Raw genomic sequence first — 20,258 nt, 5'->3', positions numbered from 1 at the left:
TGGTCGCGGGAATGGCTGTCAAGGCACTGCCGCACAGCCGAGTTAGAATCCGAGGTTTTGCCAAGTGGCAAAAATTACAAAAACTCAGTTCAGGAATCAATCATGGCAATCGAACGCACTCTCTCCATCATCAAGCCTGACGCCGTCGCCAAGAACGTCATCGGCCAAATCCTGGCTCGCTTTGAAGCCGCTGGCCTGAAGATCGCCGCTTCGCGTCTGGTGCAACTGTCGCGCGCCGAAGCCGAGCAGTTCTACGCTGTGCACGCTGCACGCCCCTTCTTCAAGGACCTGGTGGACTTCATGGTCTCCGGCCCTGTCCACGTTCAAGTTCTGGAAGGCGAAAACGCCATCCTGAAGAACCGTGAACTGATGGGCGCCACCGACCCGAAGAAGGCCGACGCCGGCACCATCCGTGCTGACTTCGCTGACAGCATCGACGCCAATGCCGTGCACGGTTCTGACGCCGCTGAAACCGCTGCCGTCGAAATCGCTTTCTTCTTCCCCAGCCTGAACATCTACGCTCGTTGATTTTTCGCGAGCCACGCATGCAATGACAGCCAATCTGCTTGATTTCGACCTCGAGGGGTTGGCTGCGTTCTGCGACCAGCTGGGTGAGAAGCGCTTTCGTGCCACCCAGCTCTTCCGCTGGATCCACCAGCGGGGCGAATCCGATTTCGACCAGATGACCGATCTGGCCAAGTCGCTTCGCGAAAAGCTCAAGGGACGTGCCCGTGTCGAGGGCCTTTCTGTCCTGAGCCGCCATGACTCCGCCGACGGCACCATCAAGTGGCTGTTCGATGTGGGCGATGGCAATGCCGTCGAGGCTGTATTCATTCCCGAAGACGATCGAGGCACGCTGTGCGTGTCGTCCCAGGCCGGTTGTGCCGTGGGTTGTCGTTTTTGTTCCACCGGTCATCAGGGCTTCAGCCGCAACCTCAGCACCGGCGAGATCGTTGCCCAGCTCTGGTTTGCCGAGCACACCCTGCGCCGCCAGTTTCAGACCTCCGAGCGCGTCATCTCCAATGTGGTGATGATGGGCATGGGCGAGCCGCTGCAGAACTACGGCGCGCTGGTGCCGGCCTTGCGCACCATGCTGGACGACCACGGCTACGGCCTGTCGCGCCGGCGTGTCACGGTGTCCACCTCGGGCGTGGTGCCGATGATGGAGCGCCTGTCGCAAGATTGCGCAGTGGCCCTGGCCGTGTCATTGCATGCGCCCAACGACCCGCTGCGTGACAACCTGGTGCCGCTCAACCGCAAGTACCCCATCGCCGAGTTGATGGCGGCTTGCAACCAATACCTCGAATTTGCCCCTCGTGACTTCATCACCTTCGAGTACTGCATGCTCGATGGCGTCAACGACAGCCCCGAGCATGCGCGCCAGTTGATCGAGCTGGTGCGTCAGCACGCCAGTGGAAAAGGCGTGTGGTGCAAGTTCAACCTGATTCCCTTCAACCCCTTCCCGGCCTCCGGCCTGTTGCGCTCGCCCACCGAGCGTGTGCAGGCGTTTGCGAAAATCCTGCTTGATGCTGGTATCGTGACGACCGTGCGAAAGACCCGTGGTGATGACATCGATGCGGCATGCGGCCAACTGGCCGGCGATGTCCGTGACCGAACCCGGGTGGCTGAGCGTATTGCCCAGCAGCGCACCATCGTTCTGAAACCCGTGACCGAATTGACGGCCAACAACAAGGAGGCTTGATGGGGACTGCCCTGGCAATGCGCCATCTCTGGCGAAGTGTCCTGAGTGCCACCGTGACTGCCGTGGCCGCCGGCCTGCTGCTGGGTGCACTGAGTGGCTGTGCCACGCAGCCCAGCGCCTCCAATGACCCGATCATCACGGAAACGCCGGGGGGCGCCAGTGACGAGGGTGAAGCCCGGCGCCGAGCCCGCATCCGCCTGGAGCTGGCCTCCAACTACTTCGACCAGGGCAAGACCACCGTGGCGCTCGATGAGGTGCGCCAGGTGCTGGCCGCCGACCCGGGCTTTGCCGAGGCCTACAACCTGCGTGGCCTGATCTACATGCGGCTCAATGATGAGCGCCAGGCCGAAGAGGGCTTCAAGCGTGCCTTGGCACTGAGCCCACGCGACTCCAACATCCTGCACAACTACGGCTGGTTGCTGTGCCAGCGCAAGCGTTACAGCGAAGCTGAAGACCTGTTCAACCAGGCCTTGCAAAGCCCCTTGTATGGCGACAAGGCCAAGACTTTCATGGCCCAGGGTCTGTGTCAGGCCCGCGCCGGGCGCAAGGCCGAGGCCGAACGTAGCCTGGCGCGTTCCTACGAGCTGGACGCCGGCAACCCCATCACCGGCTACAACCTGGCTGCCTTGCTTTACCAGCGCGGCGAGCTGGTGCGGGCCCAGTTCTACATCCGTCGCCTGAACAACAGTGAATATGCCAATGCCGAGTCCTTGTGGCTGGGTATCCGGGTGGAGCACCGCATGGGTGACCGGGTGGCGATGTTGCAACTGGTCGAGCAATTGAAGAAGCGGTTCCCCCAGGCCCGGGAGCTGTCGTCCTACGAGCGGGGAGCGTTTGATGAGTGAGGTGGAAGACGTGGCGGTGGCAAGCGTGCCACCGCTCTCGGCAGGTGCACTGTTGCGTCAGGCCCGTGAAGCGGCCGGCATGCATGTCGCGGCCCTGGCGGTGGCGCTCAAGGTGCCGGTGAGCAAGCTCGAGGCGCTCGAATCCGATCGCTATGATCAACTGCCCGATGCGGTGTTCGTGCGGGCCCTGGCCTCCAGCGTGTGCCGCACCCTGCGCATCGATGCCGCTCCGGTGCTGGAGCGCCTGCCCCAGACCCAGGCCCCCAGGCTGAACCCGGACGACGCGGGCATCAACACCCCTTTCCGCGCCCAGAATGAGCGGCGCAACCGCCTGGTGTCGGAGCATCGCTTCAGCCCCACGCTGTTGGCCGTGCCTCTGTTGTGTCTGGGTGCCCTGGCCATCTACCTTTGGCCCCGTTTCAGCCCCAGCGTCCCCGAGCCAGCGGCCCCGCTGACCAGCCCGGGGGCCGTGGTCCAGGCGGCGCCAGAGCCTGAACCTGCTCCACCCCCTGTGGTGGCGCAGACATCGGAAGGGTCTGCGAACCCGCCGGCTGTGGCAACACCGTCTGCACCAGCACCCGTGTCACCGCCGGTCGCGCCTGCGGTGGCCCAGGCTCCGGCGACTGCGGCCACCCCTGTACCTGCCACGGTACCTGCCCCTGTCCCCACTCCGGCGCCGGCCCCAGTGACTGCGTCCGCCCCGGCGCCCGCGCCGGTCCCATCCGCGCCCGCGCCGGTCCCACCCGCGCCTGCGGCCAGCCCGGCTGTGCCGGTGGCCCCATCGGCCGCCTCGGTGCTGAGTTTCAGTGCCAGCGGAAGCTCCTGGATCAAGGTGACCGATGCCAATGGCCAGGTCACCTTCCAGAAGACCCTGAGCGCTGGCGAGACCGCTTCTGCGGGAGGCGTGCCGCCGCTCACCGTGGTGGTGGGCAAGGTGGATGCCACCCAGGTCCAGGTGCGGGGCAAGGCTTTTGATCTGCAATCTGTGGCGCGTGACAACGTGGCCCGTTTCGAGGTGAAGTGATGAGCGACAGCGAGCGCCCGGTGTGGGGGCAGCAACCGATTCCGACGGCCCAGCCCAAGCCGCGCCGCTCGCGTCAGGCGGTGACGTCCTGGGGCAGCAACCATGTCACCGTGGGGGGCGATGCGCCCGTGCGTGTCCAGTCGATGACCAACACCGACACGGTGGATGTGATCGGCACCGCCATCCAGGTCAAGGAGCTGGCGCTTGCGGGTTCCGAGATGGTGCGCATCACGGTGAACACGCCCGAGGCGGCCGCTGCCGTGCCCCACATCCGTGAGCAGCTCGACCGCATGGGCATCTCCGTGCCCTTGATCGGCGACTTCCACTACAACGGCCACCGTCTGCTGACCGAGCACCCCGCCTGCGCCGAGGCCTTGTCCAAGTACCGCATCAACCCGGGCAACGTGGGCAAGGGCGACAAACACGATCGCCAGTTCGGCCAGATGATCGATGCCGCCATCCGCTGGAACAAGCCCGTGCGCATCGGCGTCAATTGGGGCAGCCTCGACCAGGAGCTGCTGGCCAGCCTGATGGACGAGAACAGCCAGCGCGCCCAGCCCTGGGACGCGCGACAGGTGATGTACGAGGCCCTGATCTCATCGGCCATCACCTCGGCTCAGCGGGCCGAGGAAATGGGCCTGCCGGGCCATCAGATCATTCTGTCGTGCAAGGTCAGCGGGGTACAGGACCTGATCGCGGTTTACCGCGAGCTGGGCCGCCGCACCGACTACGCCTTGCACCTGGGCCTGACCGAGGCCGGCATGGGCACCAAGGGCACGGTGGCCTCGGCCACGGCGCTGTCCATCCTGCTGCAAGAAGGCATTGGCGACACCATCCGCGTGTCGCTCACCCCCCAGCCTGGCGAGCCGCGCACCCAGGAGGTGGTGATCGCCTCCGAGATCCTGCAGGCGCTGGGGCTGCGCGTGTTCGTGCCCAGCGTCACGGCTTGCCCGGGCTGTGGCCGCACCACCAGCACCACATTCCAAGAACTGGCCAAGCAGATCGATGACTTCCTGCGGGCGCAGATGCCGGTCTGGCGATCGCGCTACCCCGGCGTCGAAAACCTCAAGCTGGCGGTCATGGGCTGCATCGTCAATGGCCCTGGTGAAAGCAAGCACGCCGACATCGGCATCAGCCTGCCGGGCACCGGCGAGGCGCCGGCTGCGCCGGTGTTCATCGATGGCGAGAAGGCCCTCACGCTGCGTGGCGACAACATCGCGGCCGAGTTCCACCAGATCGTCGAAAACTACATTGAAAAGCGCTTTGGAGCGGCCGCTGCGGCCCCGCACTCCGAGCCCATCTGATCCTTATGTCCGAGAAACCCCAGGCAGCCCCAGCGGCTGCGGCGTCCGCGCCCCGATTTGAAAAGCTTTCCGCCGTCAAAGGCATGAACGACATCCTGCCGCCCGAGTCGGCGCAGTGGGAGTGGCTGGAAGACAAGGTGCGCCAGTTGATGGCCCGCCATGCCTACCGCAACATCCGCACCCCCATCGTCGAACCCACGCCCCTGTTTGTGCGCGGCCTGGGCGAGGTGACCGACATCGTCGAAAAAGAGATGTACTCCTTCGAGGACAAGCTCAACGGCGAAGCCCTGACCCTGCGCCCCGAGAACACCGCCGGCGTGGTGCGGGCCGTGGCCGAGCACTCGATGCTGTACGACGGCGGCAAGCGCCTGTACTACATGGGCCCGATGTTCCGGCACGAGCGCCCGCAGCGCGGCCGCTATCGCCAGTTCCACCAGATCGGTGCCGAGGCCCTGGGCTTTCCGGGTGCCGAGGTCGATGCCGAACTGATCCTGCTGGCCAACGCCCTGTGGCAGGAGCTGGGTCTCAAGGATGTGCGCCTGGAGCTCAACAGCCTGGGCCAGCCCGCCGAGCGCAAGGCGCACCGCGCCGCGCTCATCGCTCACTTCGAGCAACATCAGGAGTTGCTGGACGAAGATGCCCGCCGTCGTCTGCACAGCAACCCGCTGCGCATCCTGGACACCAAGAACCCGGCCATGCGTGAGGTGGTCGAATCGGCCCCGCGCCTGATCGATTTCCTTGGCGAGGCCTCGCTGGCCCACTTCAACACCGTGCGCGGCATTCTCGATGCCTGCGGCGTGGCCTACACCATCAACCCGCGCCTGGTGCGCGGCATGGACTACTACAACCTCACGGTGTTCGAGTTCATCACCGAGAGCCTGGGTTCGCAAGGCACGATCTGCGGTGGTGGCCGTTACGACTACCTGATCGAGCAGATCGGCGGCAAGGCCGCGCCGGCCGTGGGCTGGGCCCTGGGGGTGGAGCGGGTGCTGGAGCTGCTGCGCGAGCAGGCCCCGGCGCAGGCCCCGGCGCCCGACGCCTATGCCATCGTGCCCGATGCTTCGGCCTTGCCGGTGGTGCTCAAGACCCTGGTGCAATTGCGCGCCTTGGGCGTGTCGGTGCAGATGCACGCCGGTGCGGCCGAGTCCTGGGGCAGCATGAAGTCCCAGTTCAAGAAGGCCGATGCCAGCGGCGCACGCCATGCCCTCATCTTTGGTGGCGACGAACTGGCCCGTGGCGAGGTCACCGTGAAGTCGCTGCGCGATGGCGCAGGCGCTCAGCAGGCCCGCTCCCTGGGCGATCTGCCCCAATGGGCGATCACCCTACAATCCCCGAATTAACAGCACAACGCCATGGCATCTCATCTCGACCTCGAAGAACAAGAACAACTCGATCAGCTCAAGCATTTCTGGAACCGCTATGGCAATGCCATCAGCTGGGTGCTGATCGTGATCTTTGGCGGTTTTGCCGCCTGGAACGGCTACCAGTACTGGCAGCGCAGCCAGGCCGCCCAGGCGGCCGTGCTCTATGACGAAATGGAGCGCGCAGTCAAAGCACAGGACCTGCAAAAGGTGGCCCGCGTGCAGGAGGACATCCATGGCAAGTACGGCCGCACGGCCTATGCCGCCCAGGCCAGTCTGCTGGCCGCCCAGGCCCTGGCCGACAAAGGCAACGCCGATGCCGCCAAGGCGGCACTGAACTGGGTGCTGGAGCAGTCCGGTGACGATGGCGTGAAAGCCGTGGCTCGCCTGCGTCTGGCGGCCCTTCAGGTGGATGCCAAGGCCTACGACGAAGCACTCAAGACGCTGGGCACCGCTTTCCCGGCAGAATTCGAAGCCCTGGCGGCCGACCGCAAGGGCGATGTGTATGCCCTGCAAGGCAAGGCCGACGAGGCCGTCGCCGAGTACCGCAAGGCCTATCAAAAGCTCGACGAGCGCACGGAGTACCGACGCCTGATCGAGGCCAAGCTCAATGCACTGGGCGTCAACCCGCAAGCTGCTGCCGAGCCGGCGGCAACCGCAACAGCCCCTACCGAGGACAAGAAGTGAAGCAAATGGCACGACCGGTCGTTGAACGCAGCCTCATGGCGGCCCTGGCGGCCGTCTCGCTGCTGGTGTTGACTGCTTGCAGCTCGGGCTCACCCAAGCACAAGCCTGCCGAGCTGACGCCCGTGGTGGCGCTGGTGGGGGTCAAGCCGGCCTGGTCGGCCAGCCTGGGCGCCGTGGAGTTCCCGCTCGATGCCCAGGTCACGGGGTCCACGTTGACCCTGGCCTCGTCTTCGGGGCAGGTCACCGCTTTTGACGCGGCCAGCGGTCGCGAACTCTGGCGCGCCGACGCCAAGGCCGGTATCACCGCCGGCGTCGGAGGCGATGGCAAGCAGGTGGCCGTGGTCACCAGCAACAACGAACTGGTCAGCTTTGTCGCCGGCCGCGAAGTCTGGCGCCGCCAATTGCCCGCCCAGGTCTTCACCGCGCCCCTGGTGGCCGGCGGGCGGGTGTTTGTGCTGGCGGCCGATCGATCGGTGACGGCCTTTGATGGCGAGTCCGGGCGCAAGATCTGGACCCAGCAGCGCCCGGGCGAGCCCCTGGTGCTGCGCCAGCCCGGCGTGCTGATTCCGGTCAACGATACCTTGGTGGCGGGCCTGTCAGGGCGACTGGCGGGGCTGAATCCGGCCAATGGCGGCATCCGCTGGGAGGCCCCTCTGGCCACGCCGCGCGGCACCAATGATGTCGAACGCCTGGTTGATCTGGTGGGGCGTGTCAGCCGGGTGGACGACTCGGTCTGCGTGCGCGCTTTCCAGGCGGCGGTGGGTTGTGTGCAAGCCCAGCGTGGCACGCTGAGCTGGACCAAGCCCGCCAACGGCTTCACCGGTGTGCATGGCGACGCCGCCACCGTGTTCGGTACCGAATCTGATGGCCGCCTGGTGGCCTGGCGTCGCGCCGATGGTGAGCGCCTGTGGACCAGCGATCGCCTGCAGTACCGCCGCCTGACGGCCCCGCTGCTGCTGGGCCGCTCGCTGGCGATCGGCGATGACGCCGGTTTTGTCCATCTGCTGTCGCGCGAAGACGGCAGTTCTCTCAACCGCCTCAGCACCGATGGCTCGCCGATCGCGGTGGCGCCGGTACTGGCTGATGGCGTGTTGGTCGTGGTCACCCGCAAGGGTGGCGTGTTTGCATTCCGTCCGGAATGAATCGGCGGTAATGTTTCATGAAACCCGTTATTGCGCTCGTAGGGCGCCCCAATGTCGGCAAGTCGACGCTTTTCAACCGCCTCACCAAGTCGCGTGATGCCATCGTGGCCGATTTTGCGGGCCTGACCCGCGACCGCCACTATGGCAATGGCCGGCAAGGCGCGCACGAGTACATCGTCATCGACACCGGGGGCTTCGAGCCCGATGCCGCCAGCGGCATCTACAAGGAAATGGCCAAGCAGACCCAGCAGGCCGTGGCCGAAGCCGATGTGGTGATATTTGTGGTGGATGCGCGGGCCGGCCTGTCGGCCCAGGACCACGACATCGCCAAGTACCTGCGTCGCCTGGGCAAGCCCTGTGTGCTGACGGCCAACAAGGCCGAAGGCATGAAAGAGGGCATGCAGCTGTCCGAGTTCTATGAGCTGGGGCTGGGCGAGGTCTATCCGGTGTCGGCCGCCCACGGCCAAGGCATCCGTGGCCTGGTCGATCTGGCACTGGCGCCTCTGAACCTGCCCGAACCCGACGAAGACGCCGAGGAGGCCGATGCCGGCCTGATCAAGCTCGCCGTCGCGGGGCGTCCCAATGTCGGCAAGTCGACGCTGATCAACACCTGGCTGGGCGAAGAGCGACTCGTGGCCTTCGACATGCCCGGAACCACCCGCGATGCGATCTCGGTGCCTTTCGAGCGCAACGGGCAGCGCTATGAGCTGGTGGACACCGCAGGCCTGCGCCGCAAGGGCAAGGTCTTCGAGGCGATCGAGAAGTTCTCGGTGGTCAAGACCCTGCAGGCCATCGAATCGGCCAACGTGGTGCTGTTGTTGCTGGACGCCACCCAGGGCGTGACCGATCAGGACGCCCACATTGCGGGCTACATCCTGGAGAGCGGCCGCGCCGTGGTGATCGCCATCAACAAATGGGATGCGGTGGACGACTACCAGCGCCAACTGGTCGAGCGCTCGATCGAGACCCGCCTGTCCTTCTTGAAGTTCGCCTCGGTGCACTTCATCTCGGCGCGCAAGCGCCAGGGCCTGGGGCCGGTGTGGACGGCGATTGCGCAGGCCCACAAGGCGGCCACCTGCAAGATGCCCACGCCGGTGCTCACCCGCCTGCTGCTGGAAGCGGTGCAGTTCCAGACCCCCAAGAAGACGGGCATGTACCGCCCGAAGCTGCGCTACGCCCACCAAGGGGGCATGAACCCGCCGGTGATCGTGATCCACGGCAACTCCCTGGAGCATGTGACCGAGGCCTACAAGCGATTCCTCGAAGGTCGTTTCCGCAAGGAGTTCAGCCTGGTGGGTACACCTTTACGCATCGAGCTCAAGACCTCGCAAAACCCCTTTGCCGACAAGGATGGCCACTGAGCCTTGGCGGCGCATGGCTGGGAGGGCGGGCGCTGAAAATTGGCCTTGCGCCTTGCCAGGTGCCGGGCCTGTGGTAAGGTCTGGCTTTCCAACAACATTTTGAACACGGAGAATATCGTGAGCAATAAAGGGCAGCTTCTTCAAGACCCGTTCCTGAACGCACTGCGCCGCGAGCATGTGCCGGTGTCGATTTACCTCGTCAACGGCATCAAGCTTCAAGGTCAGATCGAGTCGTTCGACCAGTACGTGGTGTTGCTGCGCAACACCGTGACGCAAATGGTTTACAAGCATGCCATCTCGACCATCGTGCCGGGTCGTGCTGTGAACTTCTCCACTGCTGACGCTGCAGAGCCCGCAGCCGCACAGTGATCCGGAAGCCGGCCGTCCCCCGCAAGGGGGGCGGCCGGCTTTTTTACAGGCTCTGTTGATTTGACTGACAAGAATTCTCCTGCCCCCACCCCGGTCATCCTTGTGGGTGTGGACCTGGGTGGCCCGCATTTCGATGCCGACCTGGAAGAACTGGGGCTGCTCGCCGAGACCGCAGGCCTGGCGCCCGTGGCGCGCATCACCTGCAAGCGCAAGGCGCCGGATGCCGCCCTGTTCGTCGGCAGTGGCAAGGCTGATGAAATCCGTTTCATGGCCGAGCAGCACGGGGCCGTCGAGGTCTTGTTCGACCAATCCCTGAGCCCGGCCCAGCAGCGCAACCTGGAGCGCCACCTGGGCCTGCCGGTCAACGACCGGACCCTGCTCATTCTTGAAATCTTTGCCCAGCGCGCCCGCAGCTTCGAAGGCAAGCTGCAGGTCGAGCTGGCCCGTTTGCAATACATCAGCACGCGCCTGGTGCGCCGCTGGTCCCACCTGGAGCGTCAGCGCGGGGGCATCGGTGCCCGGGGCGGTCCGGGTGAAACCCAGATCGAGCTGGACCGCCGCATGATCGGCGAGTCCATCAAGCGCACCAAGGAGCGCCTCGAGAAGGTCAAGCGCCAGCGCAGCACCCAGCGCCGCCAGCGCGAGCGCCGCGACACCTTCAACATCTCGCTGGTGGGCTACACCAACGCAGGCAAGTCGACGCTGTTCAACGCGCTGGTGAAGGCCCGGGCCTATGCGGCCGACCAGCTTTTTGCCACCTTGGACACGACCACCCGCCAGCTCTATCTGGGCGAGGCCGGGCGTTCGGTGTCCTTGTCCGACACGGTGGGCTTCATCCGTGACCTGCCGCACGGGCTGATCGATGCCTTCCAGGCCACGCTGCAAGAGGCCACCGACGCCGATCTGCTGCTGCATGTGGTGGATGCGGCCAACCCGGATTACCCCGAACAACTCAACGAGGTCCTGCGTGTGTTGGGCGAGATCGGCGCGGCCGATGTGCCGCAGCTGCTGGTCTTCAACAAGCTCGATGCGATCGATGAGGCGCAGCGCCCATTGCAGGCGCTGGACACCTATGAGCTGGCCGGCCGGCAGGTGCCCCGCGTGTTCCTGAGTGCGCGCAGTGGCGAGGGCCTGCCGGTGCTGCGTCAGCAGCTGGCGGCCCTGGCCCTGGCGCATCTGGCGCCCGCCACAGATCCCGCAGCCGGCGCCACGGAATTGGCACTTCCTTCGTCCTGATTGGGCACAATCAGTCCCGTACAAGAAAAGAGCAATGCGAATGAACTTCAAGACCAAAGCCTTGCGCTGGCCGGCTCTGCCGGGTCGCATCAAGGGGATGTTCAATCTCAACGATCCACGCTGGGGTCGGGGGGATGACTCCTCCGGTGAACGTGGCCGTCCGGACAAGGATGCTCCCGAGCAACACAACCCGCGCGGGCAGGGTGGCCAGCAGGTTCCGCCGGATCTCGACGAACTGTGGCGCGACCTCAACCGCAAACTGGGCAAGCTGTTCGGCGGCCAGGGGGGCGGGCAGGGCGGTGGCTCGGGTGGCAAGGGCGGTGGTGGTGGCTACCAGCCCGACATGAAGAGCGCCGGCGTCGGCGTGGGTCTGATCGCCGCCGTGGCCGTGCTGATCTGGCTGGGTACCGGCTTTTTCATCGTGCAGGAAGGCCAGCAGGCCGTGATCACGCAGTTCGGCCGTTACAAGTCGACGGTGGGGGCGGGCTTCAACTGGCGCCTGCCTTACCCGATCCAGCGCCATGAGCTGGTGTTCGTCACCCAGATCCGCTCGGTCGATGTGGGGCGCGACACGGTCATCAAGAGCACGGGTCTGCGTGACTCGGCCATGCTGACCGAAGACGAGAACATCGTCGAAATCAAGTTCGCCGTGCAGTACCGCCTCAATGACGCACGTGCCTGGCTGTTTGAGTCGAAGAACCCGGGCGAGTCCGTGGTCCAGGCGGCCGAGACCGCCGTGCGTGAAGTGGTTGGCAAGATGCGCATGGACACCGCCTTGTCCGATGAGCGCGACCAGATTGCGCCCCGTGTGCGTGCGCTGATGCAAAGCATCCTCGACCGCTACAAGGTCGGGGTCGAGGTGGTGGGCATCAACCTGCAGCAAGGGGGCGTGCGCCCACCCGAGCAGGTGCAGGCCGCCTTTGACGACGTGCTCAAGGCCGGTCAGGAGCGTGAACGCGCCAAGAACGAGGCCCAGGCCTACGCCAACGACGTGATTCCGCGCGCGGTGGGTTCGGCCTCCCGCCTGAAGGAAGAGGCCGAGGCTTACAAGGGCCGCATCGTGGCCCAGGCCCAAGGTGATGCGCAGCGCTTCAAGTCCGTGCTGAACGAGTATCAGAAGGCGCCCCAGGTCACGCGGGACCGCATGTACATCGACACCATGCAGCAGATCTACGGCAATGTGACCAAGGTGCTGGTCGAGTCGCGCCAAGGTGGCAACCTGCTGTACATGCCGCTCGACAAGATCCTGCAGCAGGCAGGGTCTGCGACGGTGGAGGCCGCACCCGCTGCCGCCGCCGTGCCTCAGACCCCCGCCAGCGCACCGGCCTCCGGTGCTGCGTTTTCCAACGAGTCGCGTGCCCGTGACAACGGCCGCTCGCGTGACCGCGAATCGCGCTAGGGAGTAGCTTCGTGAACAGAATCGGTTTTTTCATTTCATCGTTGCTGGTGGCCCTCGCGCTGCTGAGCTCCATGCTGTTCGTGGTCGACCAGCGTCAGTTCGGGGTGGTCTACGCCCTGGGGCAGATCAAGGAGGTCATCACCGAGCCTGGCCTGAACTTCAAGCTGCCGCCGCCGTTCCAGAACGTGTCGTACATCGACAAGCGGCTGCTCATGCTCGACAGCACCGACACCGAGCCCATGCTGACCGCTGAGAAGCAGCGCGTGGTGATCGACTGGTATGTGCGCTGGCGCATCGCCGACCCGCTGGAGTACATCCGCAACGTGGGTCTGGACGAGACCGCCGGTGCCAACCAGCTCAACCGCGTGGTGCGCAATGCGTTCCAGGAAGAGGTCAACAAACACACCGTCAAGGAGTTGCTGTCCTCCAAGCGCGATGCCGTGATGAACGATGTGCGCCGTGAGGTGCTCAAGGTGGTCAAGGGCGACAAGCCCTGGGGTGTGGATGTGGTGGACGTGCGCGTCACCCGTGTCGACTACGTGGACGCCATCACCGAGTCGGTCTACCGCCGCATGGAGGCCGAGCGCAAGCGCGTGGCCAACGAGCTGCGCTCCACCGGGGGCGCCGAGGGTGAAAAGATCCGGGCCGACGCCGATCGTCAGCGCGAAATCACGGTGGCGAACGCCTACCGCGAAGCACAGCAGATCAAGGGTGAGGGCGATGCCGAGGCGGCGCGCACCTATGCCGAGGCCTTCGGCAAGGACCCGCAGTTTGCGCAGTTCTACCGCAGCCTGGACGCCTACAAGGCCACCCTGAACAAGAAGAGCGATGTGGTGGTGGTTGATCCATCGACCTCCGAGTTCTTCCGCATCTTCCGCGGCGCTGCGCCTGCAGCCCCTGCCGGCAAGAAGTGAGCGCGGGTGTTGGACTCCGATGCGCTGTGGCTGGCGCTGGGCTTTGTCTTGGTGATTGAGGGGCTGTTTCCCTTCCTTTCACCCAGCGCCTGGCGTCAGACTTTCACCCGCCTGCTGCAACTGCAGGACGGTCAGATCCGCTTCATCGGCCTGCTCAGCGTACTGGCCGGTCTGGCACTGGTGTGGGCCCTGTCCTGAGTGGGCTGGCCAACATCTGTAAAATCACGTTTTTAACAGCCCCCCCATCACCATGTCTGCCTGGGTCCTGCCGGATCACATTGCCGATGTCCTGCCCTCCGAGGCCCGGCACATCGAAGAACTGCGCCGCGCCCTGCTCGATACGGCGCGCAGCTACGGCTATGAGCTGGTCATGCCGCCTCTGCTGGAGCACCTTGAATCCCTGTTGACCGGTACAGGTGAAGCGCTCGATCTCCTCACCTTCAAGCTGGTCGATCAACTGTCGGGCCGCACCATGGGCCTGCGTGCTGACACCACCCCCCAGGTGGCCCGCATCGACGCCCATCTGCTCAACCGCCAGGGTGTCACCCGCCTGTGCTATTGCGGCCCGGTGTTGCACACCCGCCCGGACAGCCCGCACGCCACCCGCGAGCCGCTGCAGTTCGGCGCCGAAATCTACGGCCATGCCGGCCCCGAGGCCGATCTGGAAGCCCTGCAACTGGCCCTGGACTGCCTGAAGGCCGCCGGTGTCAGCGGCATCAGCGTCGATCTGGCCGATGCCCGCATCCTGCGCACGCTGCTCGACGGGCTGCAACTCGCCCCGGCGCGGCTGCAGGCCATCCACCAGGCCCTGGCCGTCAAGGCGGGCAGCGATCTGCAGGCCCTGGTGGCCGATCTGCCTTCACCCACGCGCGAGCTGTTGCTGGCCCTTCCAGGCCTGTATGGCGACATCGGCGTGCTCGATGAGGCCGCCAGTGTCTTCTCTGGTCAGCCCAAGCTGCTCGCGGCGCTGGACCAACTGCGCTGGTTGGCCAGCCAGTTGGGCGAGGTCAACCTGACCTTCGACCTGGCCGACATGCGCGGCTATGCCTACTACACCGGCGCGCGCTTCTCGATCTATGTGCCCGGCACCAGCGATGCGCTGGTCCGCGGGGGGCGTTACGACGAGGTGGGCGCGGTGTTCGGCCGCAATCGCCCGGCGGCCGGCTTCAGCCTGGACGTGCGTGAACTGGTGAGCGTGGTGGCGCCGCGTGCCCTGCGAGCGGCCATCCGCGCGCCCTGGGGCGTGGACCCGGCGCTGCGCGCGGCGGTGGCGGCCCTGCGTGCGCAGGGTGAGACGGTGGTGGGCGTGTTGCCGGGCCACGAGAGTGAAGTTGATGAGTTCCATTGCGATCGCCAGCTGGTCTCCAGCGCTGGGCAGTGGGTCGTGAAATCCCTTTGAATCAAATACTGTGATGAACAAGACAAGCGGTCGTAATGTGGTGGTGGTCGGTACCCAATGGGGCGACGAAGGCAAGGGCAAGCTCGTGGACTGGCTCACCGAAAGCGCCCAGGGTGTGGTGCGCTTCCAGGGTGGCCACAATGCCGGCCACACCCTCGTGATCAATGGCGTCAAGACGGCGCTGCACCTGATCCCCAGCGGCATCATGCGCGCCGGCGTCAAGTGCTACATCGGCAACGGTGTGGTGCTGTCGGCGGCCAAGCTGTTCGAGGAAATCGAAGGCCTGGAAAAGGCCGGTGTCGAAGTGCGCTCGCGCCTGCGCATCAGCGAGGCCTGCCCGCTGATCCTGCCCTTCCATGCTGCGCTCGATGTGGCCCGTGAAGCGGCCCGCGAAGAAGGCGGTACCGAGAAGATCGGCACCACCGGCCGCGGCATCGGCCCGGCTTACGAAGACAAGATCGCCCGCCGTGCCCTGCGCGTGCAAGACCTGAAGTACCCCGAGCGTTTCGCCGCCAAGCTGCGCGAGCTGCTGGCCCTGCACAACCATGTGCTGACCACCTTCCTGGGCTCGCGCAAGTTCGTGTTCGGCGATGCGCTCAAGCCCTACATCGTTGATGGCGAAGTTCAGTTCGAGCCGGTCTATCAAGAGGCCATGCGCCACGCCGAGTTGCTCAAGCCCATGATGGCCGATGTCTCCCGCGAGCTCAACGACGCCCACCAGAACGGCGCCAACCTGCTGTTCGAAGGCGCCCAGGGCACCTTGCTCGACGTCGATCACGGCACCTACCCCTATGTGACCTCCAGCAACTGCGTGGCCGGCAATGCCGCCGCAGGCGCCGGTGTGGGCCCGGGCATGCTGCATTACATCCTGGGCATCACCAAGGCCTATTGCACCCGCGTGGGTGGCGGCCCCTTCCCGACCGAACTCGAGTGGGAAAAAGAAGGCACCCCGGGCTGGCATATGAGCACCATCGGTGCCGAAAAGGGCGTGACCACGGGCCGCAGCCGCCGCTGTGGCTGGTTCGATGCCGCCTTGCTCAAACGCAGCGCGCAGGTCAATGGCCTGACCGGGCTGTGCATCACCAAGCTCGACGTGCTCGATGGCCTGACCGAGCTCAAGCTGTGCACCGGCTATGAACTCGACGGCGAAGTGACCGACATCCTGCCCATGGGCGCTGACGACATCGCCCGTTGCAAGCCGATCTACGAAACCATGGAAGGCTGGACCGACAGCACCGTGGGCGTGACCGACTACGACAAGCTGCCCGTCAATGCCCGCCTGTACCTGCAGCGCATCGAGCATGTCACCGGCGTGCCGATCCATGTCATCTCGACCAGCCCGGACCGTGACCACACCATCATGATGCGTCACCCCTACCTGGCCTGACGACCTGCGCTGAGACAGGCTACCTTTCTTTACAAATTCATGAATAATGAGCCCGTCGCAAGCGTGCGGCGGGCTTTTTAGCTATCTATCCAGGAGCAAATCAGATGCTGACCGAAGACGGTAAACACCTGTACGTGAGCTACGACGAGTACCACAGCCTCATCGAGAAGCTGGCCATCAAGATCCACCAATCGGGTTGGCAGTTCGACACCATCCTGTGCCTGGCGCGCGGGGGCATGCGCCCGGGCGACATCCTGAGCCGCATCTTCGACAAGCCGCTGGCCATCATGTCCACCAGCTCGTACCGCGCCGAAGCCGGCACGGTGCAAGGCCACCTCGACATCGCACGCTTCATCACCACCCCCAAGGGTGAGATCGCCGGCCGTGTGCTGCTGGTCGATGACCTGGCCGATTCGGGTCACACCCTGAACGCCGTGATCCAGATGCTGAAGAACAACTACGCGCCCATCACCGAGCTGCGCAGCGCCGTGATCTGGACCAAGCAGCTGTCCATCTTCACGCCCGACTACTCGGTGGAATACCTGCCCACCAACCCCTGGATCCACCAGCCCTTCGAGAGCTACGACAGCCTGCGCCCCGAAAAGCTGCTGGAGAAGTGGAAGATCTGAATCTTTGACTCGACCCAAGCTGTCGGCCACCGCACTTCACAGTCGGTGGCCGATTTTTTTGGGCTTCAGGCCGCAGGGCGCCGCAGCGGATAGCGCAGCAGGCGCAGCGCGTTCACCACCACCAGCAGGGTCGAGCCTTCATGGAACAGCACGGCGGTGCCCATGTTCAGGCCCAGCAGGGTGGCGGGCAGCAGCAGGGCCACCACCCCCAGGCTCACCCACAGGTTCTGCCGGATGATCCGGCTGGTCTGGCGTGACAGCCCGACCGCAAACGGCAACTGGGCCAGGTCATCACCCAGCAGGGCCACGTCGGCGGTCTCCAGCGCCACATCCGACCCCGCCGCCCCCATGGCGATGCCGACCGTGGCATGGGCCATGGCGGGGGCGTCGTTCACGCCATCGCCCACCATGGCCACCTGGCCGCCATCGGCCCGCAGTGCCTGGATGGCCTGCACCTTGTCCTCGGGCATCAACTCGCCGCGGGCTTCGGTGAGGCCGATGGCCTGGGCCACGGCCTCGGCCACCTGCTGGTTGTCACCCGAGATCATGATCAGGCGTTGGATGCCCAGCGCCCGCAGCGCCTGCATCACCGCGGCGGCACCGGGGCGGGGGGTGTCCATCAGCCCCAGCACGCCCAGATCGCGTTGCCCCAGGCGGACCAGCATGGTGCTTCGCCCCGCCTGCTCCAGCGCCTCGCGAGCCCGCTGCAGCGTCGCGTCGGGGTCGGCCAGGCCCAAGCGGCTGAACAGGGCCGGTTTGCCGATGCAGGCGGTCTGCTGACCCACCCGGGCCGTCACACCCAGGCCGGTAAGGCTTTGCAGGCCCAGCACCTCGGGCACGCTGGCCAAAGGCCCCAGGCGCTCCTGGGCCCCTTCCACCACGGCGGCGGCCAACGGGTGGTCGCTGTGGCGTTCGACTGCCAGGGCCACCGTCAGCAGCTCTTCTGTGGAGACCCCGGCCGCGGGCTGAACATCGGTGAGCCGGGGCTTGCCTTCGGTCAGGGTGCCGGTTTTGTCGAAGGCCATGGCATCGAGGCGCCCCAGGCTCTCCAGCGGGGCGCCACCCTTGATCAACACCCCGCCATGCCCGGCACGCGCCACGCCGCTGAGCACGGCGCTGGGCACCGAGATGGCCAAGGCGCAGGGGCTGGCCGCCACCAGCACCGCCATGGCGCGGTAGAAGCTGGCCGAGAAGGGTTCATCCACCACCACCCAGGCGAACAGCAGCAGCAACACGAAACCCAACACCAGGGGCACGAACACACGCTCGAAGCGTTCGGTGAAGGTCTGCGTGGGCGAGCGCTGGGTCTGCGCCTCGGTGACCAGGCGCACCATGCGGGCCATGGTGGATTCGCTGGCCACACGCGCCACCACCACCTCCAGCGCACCCCGCCCATTGAGGCTGCCGGCAAACACCCGATGCCTGGCCGGCAACCGGGCGAAATCGCGCAGCGCCGTCTGGGGTGTGCTGACAGGCACCTTCTCGACGGGCAGGCTCTCCCCGGTGATCGGGGCCTGGTTCACGCTGCTCTGGCCGGCCAGCACAAAGCCATCGGCCGGAAAGCGTTCGTTGGGTTTGACCAGGATCTGGTCACCGGCACGCAGCGTGCTCACGGCCACCTCCCGGGTGTGCTCGCCTTCGCGCAGGGTGGCGCGTTCGGGGGCAAACTGGGCCAGGGCCTCGATGGCCCGCCGGGCCCGCCCCATGGCAAAGTGCTCCAGAGAGTGGCCCAGGCTGAACAGGAACAGCAGCAGGCCCCCCTCGGCCCATTGCCCCAGGGCGGCTGCACCAGCGGCCGCCACCAGCATCAGGGTGTCGATTTCGAACCGACGCGCACGCAGGTTGGCCAGCGCTTCGCCCACGGTGAACCAGCCGCCTGCCAGGTAGGCCAGCGCATAGCAGGCCAGTGCCATCCAGCCCGGTGAGGGGTGCCAGGTCTCCAGCAGCCATCCGCCCAGCACAGACAACCCGGCGCACAAGGCAAAGACCAGTTCGGCATGCTCGCCCAGCGGGCTGCCATGCGCATGCTGATGACCGTGTCCGTGTCCGTGTCCGTGTCCGTGTCCGTGTCCGTGTCCGTGGTCATGGTCATGGTCATGGTCATGCGGGGGCGCCATCGAGTCTTCCTTCCGAACAGGGGGGAGTGGGTGGGGTGCGAGGGCCACGGCCCTGGCCTGAAACGATTGTCGTCCATGCCCCTTGCCCCTGCGCTCTTTCATGGCAAGGCGAGCCGGCCTTTGGGCTGCATGAGCAGCTGCGCGAGCGGTGTAGTCAGCCTGCATTTGGAGCGGATATGAAACACATACAAGCCGATGTTTACAAAAAGACAAGACCGAAGCCCATGCTGGCGCGTTAAGGTCACATCAACACTAGGAGTCAACGCCGTGCTTAACAAGTCAATGCCATTGGTCTGCTCGATCAATCCGATTCGCCAACTGAAGGGGCTGAAATCGGGTTTGCTCGCGCTGGCCCTGGGGGCGCTGAGCGCAGGGGCCGCCCATGCTCAGGCCTATGTGAACCTCACGGTCGGGGGCCCCATGGCCCCTGGGGTGTATGGTCAGATCTCGGTGGGCAGCAACCCTGTGCCCCCCATCATCAATGCGGCACCGGTTGTCGTTGGGCAGCCCGTTTTTGGGGCGGCACCAATGTATCTGTATGTTTCTACCGTCGAGTACCGGAACTGGGGCCGCTATTGCCGCCGCTACCAGGCCTGTGGTCGGCCGGTGTACTTCGTGCGGGTGGACGATCGCGACCGCTGGTGGGAGCGCCGCGGTGATGGTCCGCATGGACCGGGGCGCGGCTTTGAGCGCCATGAGGAGCGCGATCACGACCGAGGCGAGCACCGCGGCTGGGACCGCGACGGCCACGGACATGGCGGTGATCGGGGCGAAGGCCGTGGCGACCGTCACGGCGACCGGCGCTGAGTGCGACCTGATCGCCCTCAGGCCTCAGGCGATGTCGATCTGGTGGATGTCGTAATGGCCGCGGCGGCGATCAGCGAAATAGCACTCCAGGGTTTCCTTGACCGTTCTGAAGGCAATCTCGTCCCAGGGGATTTCGTGCTCCTCGAACAACCGGGCCTCGATGGTTTCGTGGCCGGGGTGGAAGGTCTCGCTGAGCAGACGGGCCCGGTAGAAAAGATGCACCTGACCCACCCGGATCACGTTCAGGATGCTGAACAGGCCCTCGAGTTCGAACAAGGCACCGGCTTCTTCCTGGGTTTCGCGGGCTGCGCCCTGGGCGGTGGATTCTTCGAGCTCCATGAAGCCCGCAGGCAGCGTCCACTTGCCCCAGCGGGGCTCGATGTTGCGCTTGCACAGCAGCACCTTGGTGCCCAGGTAGGGCACGGTGCCCACCACGTTGAGCGGGTTCTCGTAATGGATCGTGTGGCAGACCGTGCAGACGGCCCGTGGTTTGGTGTCTCCGTCGTCCGGAATCCGATAGGCCACGACCGAACCGCAGTTGCGGCAGTGCTTGATGGGGCTGCGATACGTCATGC

General features: G+C 65.5%; 20 protein-coding genes. 18 read left to right on the top strand and 2 right to left on the bottom strand.

All coding sequences use genetic code 11. From position 1 onward, the window contains the following. Positions 1-102 precede the first annotated feature (102 nt). The 17 genes from ndk (at position 103) to L880_RS0109435 (ending at position 16,759) form a co-directional block, all read left to right on the top strand. A complete protein-coding gene (ndk, locus tag L880_RS0109515) occupies positions 103-528 on the top strand; it encodes a nucleoside-diphosphate kinase (protein WP_027475482.1) in 426 nt (141 codons plus the stop codon). 22 nt (positions 529-550) lie between these two features. Further along, on the top strand, positions 551-1,702 hold the full coding sequence (rlmN, locus tag L880_RS0109510) for a dual-specificity RNA methyltransferase RlmN (protein ID WP_027475481.1): 1,152 nt from the start codon (positions 551-553) through the stop codon (positions 1,700-1,702). Positions 1,703-1,719: 17 nt separating this feature from the next. After that, positions 1,720-2,547 carry a type IV pilus biogenesis/stability protein PilW gene (gene pilW / locus L880_RS0109505; RefSeq protein WP_027475480.1) on the top strand — a complete coding sequence of 276 codons (828 nt, stop codon included), beginning with the start codon at positions 1,720-1,722 and terminating at the stop codon, positions 2,545-2,547. Further along, positions 2,540-3,571, top strand: a complete 1,032-nt coding sequence (locus L880_RS0109500; RefSeq protein WP_169737744.1) for a helix-turn-helix domain-containing protein — start codon at positions 2,540-2,542, stop codon at positions 3,569-3,571. Before pilW ends, L880_RS0109500 begins: the two co-directional genes overlap by 8 nt. Next, positions 3,571-4,875: a flavodoxin-dependent (E)-4-hydroxy-3-methylbut-2-enyl-diphosphate synthase gene (ispG, locus tag L880_RS0109495; protein WP_027475478.1), complete on the top strand. Its 1,305-nt coding sequence runs from the start codon at positions 3,571-3,573 to the stop codon at positions 4,873-4,875. The genes L880_RS0109500 and ispG overlap by 1 nt, the downstream gene beginning before the upstream one ends. A gap of 5 nt (positions 4,876-4,880) precedes the next feature. After that, complete coding sequence (gene hisS, locus L880_RS0109490) at positions 4,881-6,215, top strand: histidine--tRNA ligase (protein ID WP_051443200.1); 1,335 nt, start codon at positions 4,881-4,883, stop codon at positions 6,213-6,215. A gap of 12 nt (positions 6,216-6,227) precedes the next feature. Further along, positions 6,228-6,923: a YfgM family protein gene (locus L880_RS0109485; protein WP_027475476.1), complete on the top strand. Its 696-nt coding sequence runs from the start codon at positions 6,228-6,230 to the stop codon at positions 6,921-6,923. A 5-nt stretch (positions 6,924-6,928) separates the two neighbouring features. After that, a complete protein-coding gene (gene bamB, locus L880_RS0109480; protein WP_027475475.1) occupies positions 6,929-8,065 on the top strand; it encodes an outer membrane protein assembly factor BamB in 1,137 nt (378 codons plus the stop codon). Between the two features lie 17 nt (positions 8,066-8,082). Continuing rightward, positions 8,083-9,426 (top strand): ribosome biogenesis GTPase Der, encoded by a 1,344-nt coding sequence (gene der, locus L880_RS0109475; protein WP_027475474.1) that lies wholly within the window; start codon positions 8,083-8,085, stop codon positions 9,424-9,426. A 117-nt stretch (positions 9,427-9,543) separates the two neighbouring features. After that, a complete protein-coding gene (hfq, locus tag L880_RS0109470) occupies positions 9,544-9,795 on the top strand; it encodes an RNA chaperone Hfq (protein ID WP_019575375.1) in 252 nt (83 codons plus the stop codon). 60 nt (positions 9,796-9,855) lie between these two features. Next, positions 9,856-11,031, top strand: coding sequence for a GTPase HflX (gene hflX / locus L880_RS0109465; protein ID WP_027475473.1), 1,176 nt, complete (start codon positions 9,856-9,858; stop codon positions 11,029-11,031). 40 nt (positions 11,032-11,071) lie between these two features. Continuing rightward, entirely contained in the window at positions 11,072-12,430 is a 1,359-nt protein-coding gene (gene hflK, locus L880_RS0109460; RefSeq protein ID WP_027475472.1) for an FtsH protease activity modulator HflK, read from the top strand. Positions 12,431-12,441: 11 nt separating this feature from the next. Next, entirely contained in the window at positions 12,442-13,344 is a 903-nt protein-coding gene (gene hflC, locus L880_RS0109455) for a protease modulator HflC (protein ID WP_027475471.1), read from the top strand. A gap of 6 nt (positions 13,345-13,350) precedes the next feature. Beyond that, positions 13,351-13,542, top strand: a complete 192-nt coding sequence (locus L880_RS0109450) for a DUF2065 domain-containing protein (RefSeq protein ID WP_420536215.1) — start codon at positions 13,351-13,353, stop codon at positions 13,540-13,542. Positions 13,543-13,594: 52 nt separating this feature from the next. Then, positions 13,595-14,743: an ATP phosphoribosyltransferase regulatory subunit gene (locus L880_RS0109445; RefSeq protein WP_027475470.1), complete on the top strand. Its 1,149-nt coding sequence runs from the start codon at positions 13,595-13,597 to the stop codon at positions 14,741-14,743. A gap of 13 nt (positions 14,744-14,756) precedes the next feature. Then, complete coding sequence (locus L880_RS0109440; protein WP_027475469.1) at positions 14,757-16,130, top strand: adenylosuccinate synthase; 1,374 nt, start codon at positions 14,757-14,759, stop codon at positions 16,128-16,130. A 104-nt stretch (positions 16,131-16,234) separates the two neighbouring features. Next, positions 16,235-16,759, top strand: a complete 525-nt coding sequence (locus tag L880_RS0109435) for a phosphoribosyltransferase (RefSeq protein ID WP_019575368.1) — start codon at positions 16,235-16,237, stop codon at positions 16,757-16,759. Between the two features lie 65 nt (positions 16,760-16,824). On the opposite strand, the gene L880_RS0109430 is transcribed toward L880_RS0109435, so the two are convergent. After that, entirely contained in the window at positions 16,825-18,876 is a 2,052-nt protein-coding gene (locus L880_RS0109430; protein ID WP_245615048.1) for a heavy metal translocating P-type ATPase, read from the bottom strand. Between the two features lie 267 nt (positions 18,877-19,143). Here L880_RS0109430 and L880_RS34905 point away from each other — a divergent pair, with 267 nt between their 5' ends. Further along, positions 19,144-19,683, top strand: coding sequence for a hypothetical protein (locus L880_RS34905; protein ID WP_245615047.1), 540 nt, complete (start codon positions 19,144-19,146; stop codon positions 19,681-19,683). A 24-nt stretch (positions 19,684-19,707) separates the two neighbouring features. Here L880_RS34905 and L880_RS0109415 read toward each other — a convergent pair whose 3' ends face one another. Further along, the gene (locus L880_RS0109415) at positions 19,708-20,256 is read right to left on the bottom strand and encodes an NUDIX hydrolase (RefSeq protein WP_019575364.1); all 549 of its coding nucleotides are present in this window, start codon (positions 20,254-20,256) and stop codon (positions 19,708-19,710) included. Between the last annotated feature and the right edge of the window lie 2 nt (positions 20,257-20,258).

It is taken from the genome of Curvibacter gracilis ATCC BAA-807 (assembly GCF_000518645.1).
GTDB lineage: Bacteria > Pseudomonadota > Gammaproteobacteria > Burkholderiales > Burkholderiaceae_C > Curvibacter > Curvibacter gracilis.
Note: the sequence above shows the minus strand (reverse complement) of the source record. Positions and strands in the feature narration are given on the sequence as shown.